The following is a 12214-nucleotide window of genomic DNA, read 5'->3' on the forward strand; positions in this document are numbered from 1 at the left end:
TCTTGTTTTTAACCATCTTATATGGGTTTATGCGAATTCTACTTTATGGCATTAATTTTCTTCCAGAACTTATAGGTACGGGAAAATACACGGGAGAAATGGCTTCATGGCTAGCAGATCATGGTTATGAAGTCAGGGTAGTGACAGCCCCCCCTTATTATCCAGATTGGCATGTACATGCTGGTTATTTAGCTTGGCGTTATTATAAAGAGGATTTTTTATCTCCTCAAGGTAATAAAATCAAAGTATGGCGTTGTCCATTATGGGTACCCCGTAGCCCTTCTGGAATTAAGCGATTAATTCATCTTGCTAGTTTTATGTTCACTAGCATCACCATTATGTTTAGCCAAATTTTCTGGCAGCCTAATATTGTTTTTTTAGTTGCTCCTACTTTATTTTGTGCTCCTGTTGCTTGGGTAACAGCTAAATTTTCTAGGGCTAAAGCTTGGCTTCATATTCAGGACTTTGAGCTGGATGCTGCAGTTGGGCTGAAGTTACTCCAATATAATGGGTTGCGAAAAGCTGCTGAATTTTTTGAAACGCGTAGCTTACGAAGTTTTGATCGGGTATCTACCATTTCCGAGAAGATGGTAGATCGTCTCTATGACAAGGGCATATCTAAGGAGCGTTGTATATTATTTCCTAATTGGGTAGATGCCCAAAAAATTTATCCCCTATCTTATCCTAGCCCTTATCGGAAAGAATTAAATATTAGTCCAGATAAAATTATTATGCTTTATTCTGGCACGATGGGGGAAAAACAGGGGTTAGAGATCTTAATTGAAGCAGCTTGTAAGCTTCAAAATTACCCAGAGATATTATTCATTCTCGCAGGTACAGGATCAGCCCGTTCTCGGTTAGAGAAACAAAGTAAGGGATTACTTAATATTCTATGGCTTCCTTTACAGCCTACAGAAAGGCTTAATGATTGGTTAAACCTTGCCGATATTCATATACTGCCCCAACAAGCAGATGCAGCAGATTTAGTGATGCCTTCTAAACTCACAGGAATGTTGGCTAGTGGTCGACCTATTATTGCTACCGCATTGTCCGAAACTCAAGTTGGAAAAGTTGTTTCTTTTTGCGGAAAATTAGTAGCTCCAGGAGATACAAAAGGGTTAATAACAACAATTCAGAAATTAGCTAAAGATCCCCAATTACAATTAAAATTAGGATCGACAGCGAGAGATTATGCAGTCAATTATTTAGGTTATGAGCAAGTGCTGGTCAATTTAGAAAAGAATCTCAGTTTTTGAGAGTCGTTATTATAATAGTTATTTACTTTACTTTAAATTTATTTCAAACTTAGGCGGCTACTGTTTATTTTTATTTAATTTTTTAATAGTGATTCGACTTATTTTCCCCTATTTATTGATTTCTATATTTTTAACTGCTTGTGGTGTGCACAATGCTTATCAAGGGGGATCAGTAAGTAGGTATGAAAAATCAGAAAAAATAGCTGCCCAATCTGAACCTAAATTTGAACAAATCTCTGTTGAGTCTATTCCTGAAGTAACTACTAAAGATGCAGATATTCTTAAATTAGAAGAATTACCTATCATGGATCCTAATTCAGAAAATTTACCTATTAATGATAGTGAAGATGTTTTAAATCAGTATGATCAACAAATCGGTCCTTCTGATTTACTTAGGGTGAATGTATTTCAGGTAGAAGAAATTTCTAAAAAAGAAATTAGAGTAGGTAACAACGGAAAACTGTCTCTTCCACTTGTAGGATCAATTACGGTGGAAGGATTAACGGCTAAAGAACTTGAGATAGAATTGGAAAGGATTTTAGGGGAAAAATACTTACAAAATCCTCAAGTGAGTGTGTCTGTGGTAGAACATATTAGCAAACGATTTACTGTCGCTGGAGAGGTCAAAAAGCCTGGACTTTATCCTATTCAAGGACCCACCACTTTACTAGAGGCTATTTCTATTGCTGAAGGGGAAGAATATTATGGGAATTTATCCCAAGTAGGGCTTATTCGCACCGTGGCGGGTAGTAAAAAAATCAATATTTACAATATAAATGCAATCCGTGATCAAAAAGAAGTAGATCCTGAAATTCATGCTAATGATGTGATTGTGGTAAGTAAAGATGCTGGTAAAGCGGTTTGGAGGAAAATTACTAGATTTTTTGGGGTATTCTTTAATCCATCTGGTAATATTTTTAGATAAAAATATCTTTATGAGAGCTATTTTTTCTTGTTTTTTTGTATCTTTATTTCTGATCTCTTGTGGTACACACAATACTTATCAGAAAAAATCCTTAAGTAGTCACATTGAAACAGAAAAAGCAACTATCTATACTGATTTTATTGCAGATAAATCAAAATTGTCTATTACAAATTTAGAAAAGTCGCTAAATCAGCATGATTACCAAATTGGTCCTTCTGATGTATTAAGTGTAGATGTATTTCAGGTGGAAGAAATTTCTGAAGAAGAAATTGTAGTAGATAATGGAGGCACAATATCTTTACCCTTAATTGGCTCTATTCAGGCAGCTGGACTCACTCCAGACGAGCTAGAAGCCAATATTACCAAAATCCTAGGAGAGAAATATTTACAAAATCCTCAAGTAAGCGTGTCTATTGTAGAACATATCAGTAAGCGGTTTACGGTCGCTGGAGAAGTGAAAAAACCGGGACTTTATCCTATTGAAGGACCCACTACACTTGTACAAGCTATTTCTGCTGCTCAAGGAGAGGGAGAGTTTGCAGATTTATCAAAGGTAGGTTTAATTCGCACTATTAAAGGAAATAGGCAGATGTCTTTTTATAATGTGAACGAAATTCGTAGTCAAACAGCAATAGATCCTCAAATTCATGCTAATGATGTTGTGATTGTGAATCAAAGTAGGTTTGATGTATTTTGGGATGAACTCACCAGATTTTTTCATATATTTGTAAGTCCTGCTGCATTTTTTTAGCTAATCTAAATGGCAATAAAATACCCTTACCAACAACAAAGCTTACTTTTTGTTTATGACGCATTAGTTATTTTTGCTGCTGCTTGTTTTGCCTACAGAATGTATTTGGGAACTTGGTTGCTTGCATCAGAATATTATTTTGTCGTGGGCGTGAGTACTTTGCTTACTGCAATCGTGTTCCCCCAATTTGGTTTATATGAGTTTAAATTATGGCATAAAGATTCTGTTTTAGATGGGTTTAAATCCATCATTTTAGGTTGGGGGAGTGTTTTACTCGCTTTAATTTTAATTGCCTTTATTACGAAGACAGGAGATAAATTTTCCAGAGGCTGGGCGTTACTGTGGGCAGTCATAGGTTGGGGAGGATTATTAGCAGAGCGATTTTTTTGGCATTTATCTTCAAAATGGTTTATTGATCAGAGATTCTATCGAAAGCAAATTATCCTAGTAGGATCTCTAAAATCTAGCTTAGAAGTGATTGAACGAATTCAGTCTTCGCCTTGGTTAAGTATTGAGATTATTGGTTTTTTTTGTGAGAACCCGGAAGTATTTGAAAATGAGTTTAATTTACCTGTAGTAGGGCATATTAAAGAGGCTGCTAATTTTATTGAGCGGGAGAAAATTAGCCAAGCGTGGATTGCTATCTCCTTTGAAGAAGGTGAGTTAATTAAAGAGTTTATCCAAAATTTACATCACTCAACGGTGGATCTTTGTCTAATACCAAATATCTACGATTTTTATCTGCTTAATTATTCTATTTCTGAAATTGCTGGTTTGCCTGTCTTAAATTTATCCGCTACGCCTATTACAGGTATTAATATTTTTGTTAAAGACATAGAAGATAAAGTACTAGCATTCTTAATTGTGCTTTTAATTAGCCCCCTGTTATTGGTGATTGCCATAGGGATTAAATTGAGCTCTCCAGGACCTATTATTTTTAAGCAGAAGAGGCATGGATTAGGGGCAGCTCCAATTACTATGTATAAATTCCGTTCCATGCATATTCACAAGGAAGAAAGGAAAGTAACCCAAGCAACTAAGGGTGATTCAAGAATTTTTCCTTTTGGTGCTTTTTTAAGAAAGACAAGTCTTGATGAGCTTCCTCAATTTTTTAATGTGCTAGAAGGAACCATGTCCATAGTAGGACCTAGACCTCATGCCATAGAGCATAATGATGAATATAAACAGCTTATTGGTGGCTATATGCAACGACATAAAATTAAACCAGGTATTACAGGATGGGCACAAATCAATGGCTGGCGAGGAGAAACAGATACTCTTGAAAAAATGAAAAAACGAGTAGAGTATGATCTTTACTACATTGAAAACTGGTCTTTTTGGTTTGATATGAAAATTATCTTAACTACCCTTTATAAGGGATTTATTCATCGGAACGCCTATTGAGTAACTATAAATTAATTCCTAACCAAGCGATCCATTCATCAAAAAATTCTTTTTTTAAGGCAGCTACTGCAGATCGTGGTTGAAGTGTGGGTTTAAATACGGATTCTCCTAATAGAGTAGTGGCATAACCACCTGCTTCTTTCAAAATCAAACTTCCTGCTGCATAATCCCATATTTTTTGTCTACCATGAAGATAAACATGACCTCTGCCTGCAGCGAGCCAACACCAATCTAACGCTACTGATCCTAAACTTCGCTGAGAGCTATAGGGAGGACAGGTTGCTAACCTAGCTGCAAGCCCTGCAGGTAATCGTTTTAAGTCAATTAAACCAATGCCATTGTTAAGTGGTTCATGGGGATAGATTTCCCCTAGTACTTTTTCATTTACCCAAGCCCCTTGATTTTTTTGTGCACTAAAACACTCATCTCGTAAAGGATCATAAACTATCCCTATCACTACTTCTTGCTTAACGATTAAAGCTAAAGAAACGCTGAAGCAGGGAATTCCTGCAGCAAAATTTCGAGTACCATCGAGAGGATCTAAGCACCAAACCCCTTGAGTGGTATCTAAGAGTAGTTGAGTTTGTTGGATTTCATCCATCTCCTCACCTAGAAAAGCAAATTGAGGCCAATAGGTAGTAAGCGATTCATTAATTTGCTTTTGCATGATTAAATCTGCTTCAGTGAGCAAACTACCATCGGCTTTCCATCGGCTTTTAATCGTTGCAAATCGGTGAGGCAGATGCTCTTGTGCCGTATTAATAACAATTTGGCGTAGTTGATCTAGATCAGGATACATGGTGATAGCTAATTTATTTTTAATATATCGAAATAGTGAACTATTCACTATGTTACAGCATATAGAGATAAAGAAAAGCTAAAAAAAAACCCGAAAAACCCTAGGAGGATAGAGCTTTTCGGGGACTTACGTAAGCGGAGTTCTTTAAAACAGAATCCAGTGTAAGTGAAGTGCAATTTAGCGTTAGCTATGGTCGTTATTTAGTCGCAATTTCTCTTGGATAAGGTTTAATTGCTGTTTCGCAAAATCCATCCTCAAGTCGTTGATAAGTGATCCATCCTAATTCATAAGCAGCCACCGCCCCTGAAGCAGAAATTTTTTTGTTCTGCTCACTTTGAACCCAGCCGTTAGGAGTAACTAATATCGAATTGTTTCGATTTAAATGATCATAATCAGTGCGCTTAAAGCCAAAAGGAGCACCATTATCTCTAAAGGGTTTTCCAGCTTCATTGGTTGAATGACACTGCCATTGATTCATATTCCAAGAGGCAGTGCATTGGTATCTTAGTTCAGTTTTTTCGCTCCCATAGGCCTGACTTCTAACTTCTTGAGTCCAGCTCCCTGTATTAGGATGGTATTTCCATATTTCGTGGAAATGAGATTGAGGTTCTTTTTCTTCTCTACTAAAAGTTACATGTTGTAGAATGAATGTGTTCTTTTCACCTTCTTTTTCCTTAAAGCTAATCCACTCTCTACTAGGCGTGTTCAATTCTTGCTTGTGCTGTTTAGAGAACATATCATGCACTCCATCTTCAATAAAACGATAAGTGACATCAAAACATCCTGAAATATTCTCTACATTACTCATTTCCTTAGGGGTAGTTTCTTGTGCTAAAGCAACACTTACTCCCCCTCCAATCATGGTCGCTAATGTCAATATATGGTAGTGACGTATCATAATAGCTCCTATATATTTCACTTTAAATAATATATCAAATTAAAAACTAAATGTAAATGATAATTATTAATTTCTTCTAAAAAGTAAATTGAACAGTTCCAGTAAAGGTTCTACCCGGCATGGTCAGGCGATCTGCCGGTAGGCCGCCTGTACCTGCATCATTAGCCCCATTACCGCTAAGAAAATTACCAAGTACTCCGCTATTTAAATTTCCCCAATCCCAGTATTTGGCATTAGTAAGATTATTTGCGCCAAAAAATAGTGTTAAATTCTCAACCGGGGTGTAGTGGACAAAAAAATCCATAATGCCATATCCTGGGGGAAGGAAGAAACTAGGATCACTCAATTTTTCATGTTTATGTACTAATGTACCAACTAATTGAGCACCCCATTTAGAGGTAGTGTAGTCGAGGCTAGCGACTAACTTAGCCGGATCAACTGTATTTAGGGGTGAATAAAAATCATTACCCGGTTCAATAAGCTGCCCAGCTGTTCTCACCGCATTGCCCCGTAAAGACCAATTTCTTAATGAGTCGCTGAAAGTACCAAGCTGTAATAAGCCACTGAGTTCCACCCCTTGAATCCATGCTTTAGAGGCGTTTACAGTTTGGAAAAACAGGTTAGTGCCAGCACCTGTGATGGCTTGAGACGCCCACGAAGGTACTGCCGAGGGGGGGAGAGCATAGCCTTGCCACATAAAATTATCATAGCTATTGTAGTAAGTGGCTACATTAAACCAGCCTAGATCTCCCTCTCCACGAATTCCAATTTCCATATTCTGACTGGTTTCTGCTTTAAGATCTGGGTTGGGTAAAAAGCCAATATTAAACCCAGGTCCTGCTTGTTCACTCCAGCCTCCAGAAATATCACTGAACAATGGAGGTCTAAAGCCATTTGCGTAGTTAGTGTAAAGACTAAATTTTTTATTAAAGTGCCAAAGCAGTCCAAATTTAGGGGAAAGATGGTTTACAGTGTAGTCTTTTTTTGCAAACATAGGATTAAAACGCCGATACATCACATCATCTTCTGGCTGATAACTATAATATTCTTCTCTTAGCCCTGGAGTAATCACCAAGCTACGATCAAATAGCTCGATTTTATATTCCCCAAATAACTGATATCGGTAAGTATTACTCTCTGGAATCAAATGCATGGGATAAGTGCCAGGTAAAAAATCCATACCGCTGCCGGTGGCTCCCGTGAGGGTATTCACTCCATAGCCTGTAGCAGAGGACTTAGCATTCGTTACCCAGATCTGAGTACCGTAATTAAATTGATGGTAAATTGGGCTATCTTGATCACTAAACACTTTAGTAGCTACTAACTTTCCGCCAACCACTGTTTCCCGTAATGGGGTTGTATTGAAAAATCGATCAATAGTTCCTGAACTGTCCCCAGTATCAGTGTCAGTTTGGGTATCATTTCTAGTTTGGCTTTGCTGCCAATAAGCGGTCCAATTAAGCCTATTGGCAAAGATAGAGTCGAGCTTAGAATATTCTTGCCCTGCACTTCCACGAACTCGGGTACTACTGTCTTGAGAATTGTAAAAATTTGGAGTAAACCCTGCCCTATTGGTTACTAGCTGGCTTAAACCAGTAGTATTTGTATGCTGATCTACAATGTCAAAAATTGCAAAATCCCTACGACCATCTGCATTATGGACATATTTTGCATTTAAGCTTTTAATATCATAATGCATGGGATCGGGTAAAGTGCGAGTTGCACCGACACCTCCCACCGTACCCATATTTGCAAGCTGATGACCGATACGATGGTTTCCCGTCAGTAAAAAACCATGCTCCTGATTACCTGTAGCAAGAGAAGCGGTGGTAGAGAAACTGCCATCAGCACTGTCATACTGCTCTTTAATAAGCCCACTGATGAGCTGATCATCTTTTAAATAATCTGCAGGATCTTTCGTTTTAAAGAGTACTGATCCTCCCAGAGCAGAAGAAGGGTATAAGGCTGAGGCAGGACCTCGAATAATTTCAACTTCTTTAAGCTGATCTAAGTTAATAAAATCTCGACCTCCACGAAAACCGCCTCCAGCAATGCCTCCACCAAAAGAGTCTGCCATAGGCACTCCATCCATTTCCATGTAGGTGCGGTTACCCGATAGCCCCCGAATATTAAAACTATCTAAACCAAATCGCCCCGCAGTACCAATAGCAGATACCCCAGGCTCATAGCGAACAAGATCACGGATAGTAAGATCCATTTGCTGATCCATTTGCGTACGGCCAATGATAGAAGTTGTCCCTGGAGTATCTAATTTAATAGATGAAAGGGGTGCAGCTTCATGGGGCTGAGCAGTTATCTTCATTTTTGAAAGTTTTTTTGTTTGACTATTTTCCGTCTCTGAATCTTTATTTTCTAATTTATCTGATGAAAGTACAGGAGCTGTTGTAAATACAGCACAAATTGTTACTATCCGTAATATTGTATCCATACCATTTCTTTTTCTTCATGATCGGCATTTTTTATTAGAAAAGCTTTTTAATACAAATGCAACTAATTATCATTCGTATAAGAAACAGAGTATAGAACCATTCTTTTAAAAGTCAAGAATAAAATAAAATATAAAAAATATTTTAATAATAATTAAAGTTCAAATGATAATTATTAAATTTTACTAAAAAAGAAATTGAACAGTCCCGGAAAAGGTTCTACCTGGCATGGTAAGACGATCAGCAGGTATACCACCAGTACCTGCATCATTAGCCCCATTACCGCTAAGAAAATTACCTAATATCCCGCTGTTTAGATTTCCCCAATCCCAGTATTTAGCATCAGTGAGATTACTTGCGCCAAAAAATAGTGTTAAATTTTCAACTGGGGTGTAGTGGACGAAAAAATCCATAATGCCATATCCTGGGGGTCTAAAAAAACTTGGGTCACTTAGCTGTGAGTGCTGATGTACTAATGTACCAACTAATTGAGCACCCCATGTAGCAGTGTTGTAATTAACACTAGCGACTAACTTAGCTGGATCAACTGTATTTAGGGGTGAATAAAAATTATTACCTGGTTCAATAAGTTGCCCAGCCGTTCTCACCGCATTGCCCCGTAAAGACCAGTTTTTTAATGAATCACTAAAGGCACCAAGCTGTAGCAAGCCGCTAACTTCCACCCCTTGAATCCATGCTTTAGAGGCGTTTACAGTTTGGAAAAACAAATTAGCACCTGACCCTGTGATACCTTGGGTTGCCCACGAAGGTACTGCTGAGGGTGATAGTGCAAATCCTTGCCATATGAAATTGTCATAGCTATTATAATAAGCAGCTACATTAAACCAACCGGGCTTGCCCTCGCCACGAATTCCAATTTCTATATTCTGACTAGATTCAGCTTTAAGATCTGGATTGGGTAAAAAGCCAATATTAAACCCAGGTCCTGATTCACCCCATCCGCCGGCAATATCACTAAATAATGGAGGTCTAAAGCCATTTGCATAGTTAGTGTAAATACTCATTTCTTTATTAAAGTGCCAAAGCAGTCCAAATTTAGGGGAAAGATGGTTGACATTATAGTTTTGTTTCGCAAACACAGGATTAAACCGTTGGTATAAAATGTCATTTTCTGGCTGGTAACTGTAATATTCTTCTCTTAGCCCTGGAGTCAGGACTAAACTACGATCAAATAACTCAATTTTATATTCCCCAAATAGCTGATAACGATAGGTATCACTGCTTGGAATCAGGTGCATAGGATAATTTCCTGGTAAAAATTCCATACTGCTACCCGTGGCTCCCGTGAGGGTATTCACCCCGTAACCTGAAGCAGAAGATTCATCATGGGTTACCCAGATCTGAGTACCATAACTAAACTGATGGTAAATCGGGCTATCTTGATCACTAAATACTTTAGTAGCTAATAGCTTACCTCCAACCACTGTTTCTCGTAGCGGCAGTGTGTTAAAAAACCGATCGATGAGTCCTGTGCTAGATCCCACGTCAGCATCAGTTTGAGTATTGTTTTTGGTTTGATTCTGCTGCCAATAAGCAGTCCAATCAAGTCTGTTTGCAAAGATAGAGTCGAGTTTAGAATACTCTTGTCCTGCACTTCCACGAATTCGGGTACTACTGTCTTGAGAATGGTAAAAATTTGGAGTAACCCCACCTGGATCTGGTACTAACTGACTTAAATCATTAGTATTTGTAAATTGCTGCACTACATCAAATATTGCTAGATCCTTACGACCCTCTGCATTGTGAACATATTTTGCATTCAAACTTTCAATATGATATTGCAACGGATCAGGTAAAGTGCGGGTTGCTCCACTACCTCCCACCGTACCCATATTTGCAAGTTGGTGACCGATACGATGGTTTCCAGTCAGTAAAAAGCTATGTTCTTGGTTGCCTGCCGCAAGAGAAGCGGTGGTAGAAAAGCTACCATCTGCACTATCGTATTGCTCTTTAATAAATCCACCTAACAGTTGATCATCCTTTAGATAATCAACAGGATCCTTAGTTCTAAAAACGACTGATCCGCCTAGAGCAGAGGAGGGATATAAGGCTGAGGCAGGACCTCGAATAATTTCAACTTCTCTGAGCTGATCTAAGTTAATAAAATCTCGTCCGCCACGAAAGCCACCTCCAGCAATATTTGCACCAAAGGAATCCGGCATAGGCACTCCATCCATTTCCATGTAGGTGCGGTTACCCGATAGACCTCGAATATTAAAACTATCTAACCCAAATCGCCCCGCAGTACCAATAGCAGATACCCCAGGCTCATAGCGAACAAGATCACGAATGGTAAGATCCATTTGCTGATCCATCTGCGTGCGACCAATAGTTGAAGTGGTTCCTGGCACATCCATCTTAATGGATGAGAGGGGTGCCGGTTCCGGTGCTGGCGAAGTTACTTTGATATTTTCTAACTTTTTTTCTTGATTCTTTGTCGCTTTTTTCGAATCTTTATTTTTTTTAGTTAAGACTTTAACTTTTGCTTCTGATTTATCATCTGCATTCGCTGAAAATGCAGATGCTGCTGTAAACATAGTATAAATCATTATTATTCGTAATATTTTATCCATGCTATTTCCTTTGAAATCATATTATTTATTAGAATAATTTAATTAATACAAATGATAATTAATTTTATTTATATTAATTAATTATGTATAGAATCGATTTTTGGAAAGTCAAGATTAAAATATTGTATGGCGAGAATAATGTTCATGAGATACGGGTAGAATACCTGACAAATGTTTAAAACAGGTATCTCTAGCTAGTTGGGTAAAACTTTTCATGGCATGAAATTCTCTTTCTTTAGTACGCATAGCAGCATATAGGGTTGCCCATAGCCCTTCTTTGCCTAAACTAAGAGACTTAACTTCCTCTCGGGCAAGCTCATCTACAATTGCCCAATTAGGTAGTACAGTGACACCTCGATTACTTACAACCAGCTGTAGAATCATTAGGGTAAGCTCTGCAGTTCTACGTCCAGCAGGATTAATCCTCGCAGGATCTAAAAAATGAGTGTAAATACTTAATCGGTGTTTTTCCACAGGGTAGGTGATTAGGATTTCATTTTTAAGATCAGCAGGATCAACCCAAGATTTTCTACTTAAAGGATGAATGGGGGAAACTACTAATACTCCTTGAAATTGAAATAGAGGCTCATAACTAATATCTGGATGATCTACTGGATCAGAGGTAATGACTAAATCAATATTGCCCCGTCGTAGGGCAGGTAGCGGCTCAAAACTAAAACCAAGGGAGAGATCCATCTCTATCTTAGGCCATTGGGTACGAAATTTATTCATAGCAGGTAGAAGCCATTGAAAGCAACTATGGCATTCTACTGCAATATGCAGTCGTTCAAGCTGCCCTTGAGCCATTCCAATTAAATCTCGCTCTGTAGATTCTACTTGAGGTAAAATAGATGTAGCCAACTCCAATAAGTGCATACCCGCTGAAGTAAATTGTAGTGGGTAACTTTTTCTAATAAATAGAGGACAATCAAAATAATCTTCTAGGGATTTCAATTGATGAGAAATTGCTGACTGGGTCAGATGCAAATGATCAGCGGCCTTACTTACACTACCATGCTCGTGAAGGCTTAATAAGGTTTTTAAATGACGTAACTCAATAAACATAGTGAATTAAGGGTGAGTGTTCACCTTCATTAGCATTTATTTCTAATTTTCTATACTACTTTATCTTTACTGTTT

At 38.0% G+C, this 12214-nt stretch carries 9 protein-coding genes; 4 read left to right on the forward strand and 5 right to left on the reverse strand.

From position 1 onward, the window contains the following. The first annotated feature begins 2 nt into the window (after positions 1-2). From NSCAC_RS04190 to NSCAC_RS04205, 4 genes are all read left to right on the forward strand, one after another. Positions 3-1256 carry a glycosyltransferase WbuB gene (locus tag NSCAC_RS04190; RefSeq protein ID WP_232085994.1) on the forward strand — a complete coding sequence of 418 codons (1254 nt, stop codon included), beginning with the start codon at positions 3-5 and terminating at the stop codon, positions 1254-1256. An 88-nt stretch (positions 1257-1344) separates the two neighbouring features. After that, entirely contained in the window at positions 1345-2181 is an 837-nt protein-coding gene (locus NSCAC_RS04195; protein WP_197745158.1) for a polysaccharide biosynthesis/export family protein, read from the forward strand. 10 nt (positions 2182-2191) lie between these two features. Further along, positions 2192-2932 carry a polysaccharide biosynthesis/export family protein gene (locus NSCAC_RS04200; RefSeq protein WP_197745159.1) on the forward strand — a complete coding sequence of 247 codons (741 nt, stop codon included), beginning with the start codon at positions 2192-2194 and terminating at the stop codon, positions 2930-2932. A 9-nt stretch (positions 2933-2941) separates the two neighbouring features. Continuing rightward, the gene (locus NSCAC_RS04205) at positions 2942-4336 is read left to right on the forward strand and encodes an undecaprenyl-phosphate glucose phosphotransferase (protein ID WP_197745160.1); all 1395 of its coding nucleotides are present in this window, start codon (positions 2942-2944) and stop codon (positions 4334-4336) included. A 4-nt stretch (positions 4337-4340) separates the two neighbouring features. Here the strand turns inward: NSCAC_RS04205 and NSCAC_RS04210 are convergent, their stop codons facing one another. The 5 genes from NSCAC_RS04210 to NSCAC_RS04230 all read right to left on the reverse strand — a co-directional run bounded on the left by NSCAC_RS04210 (position 4341) and on the right by NSCAC_RS04230 (position 12139). Continuing rightward, positions 4341-5183 carry an inositol monophosphatase family protein gene (locus NSCAC_RS04210; RefSeq protein WP_232085995.1) on the reverse strand — a complete coding sequence of 281 codons (843 nt, stop codon included), beginning with the start codon at positions 5181-5183 and terminating at the stop codon, positions 4341-4343. Between the two features lie 148 nt (positions 5184-5331). Further along, positions 5332-6033 (reverse strand): DUF6607 family protein, encoded by a 702-nt coding sequence (locus tag NSCAC_RS04215; protein WP_197745161.1) that lies wholly within the window; start codon positions 6031-6033, stop codon positions 5332-5334. 76 nt (positions 6034-6109) lie between these two features. Further along, on the reverse strand, positions 6110-8482 hold the full coding sequence (locus NSCAC_RS04220) for a TonB-dependent hemoglobin/transferrin/lactoferrin family receptor (RefSeq protein WP_197745162.1): 2373 nt from the start codon (positions 8480-8482) through the stop codon (positions 6110-6112). A gap of 183 nt (positions 8483-8665) precedes the next feature. Beyond that, positions 8666-11074 (reverse strand): TonB-dependent hemoglobin/transferrin/lactoferrin family receptor, encoded by a 2409-nt coding sequence (locus NSCAC_RS04225; protein WP_197745163.1) that lies wholly within the window; start codon positions 11072-11074, stop codon positions 8666-8668. 114 nt (positions 11075-11188) lie between these two features. After that, positions 11189-12139, reverse strand: coding sequence for a LysR family transcriptional regulator (locus tag NSCAC_RS04230; protein ID WP_197745164.1), 951 nt, complete (start codon positions 12137-12139; stop codon positions 11189-11191). Positions 12140-12214 lie beyond the last annotated feature (75 nt).

Origin of the sequence: Candidatus Nitrosacidococcus tergens (genome assembly GCF_902810445.1) — a bacterium.
Classification (GTDB): Bacteria; Pseudomonadota; Gammaproteobacteria; order Nitrosococcales; family Nitrosococcaceae; genus Nitrosacidococcus; species Nitrosacidococcus tergens.

Excerpts from the sequence above, each read along its gene's own strand:
- NSCAC_RS04200 (WP_197745159.1), top strand. The coding sequence starts at position 2,192 with ATGAGAGCTATTTTTTCTTGTTTTTTTGTATCTTTATTTCTGATCTCT.
- NSCAC_RS04205 (WP_197745160.1), top strand. The coding sequence starts at position 2,942 with ATGGCAATAAAATACCCTTACCAACAACAAAGCTTACTTTTTGTTTAT.
- NSCAC_RS04215 (WP_197745161.1), bottom strand. The coding sequence starts at position 6,033 with ATGATACGTCACTACCATATATTGACATTAGCGACCATGATTGGAGGG.
- NSCAC_RS04220 (WP_197745162.1), bottom strand. The coding sequence starts at position 8,482 with ATGGATACAATATTACGGATAGTAACAATTTGTGCTGTATTTACAACA.
- NSCAC_RS04225 (WP_197745163.1), bottom strand. The coding sequence starts at position 11,074 with ATGGATAAAATATTACGAATAATAATGATTTATACTATGTTTACAGCA.
- NSCAC_RS04230 (WP_197745164.1), bottom strand. The coding sequence starts at position 12,139 with ATGTTTATTGAGTTACGTCATTTAAAAACCTTATTAAGCCTTCACGAG.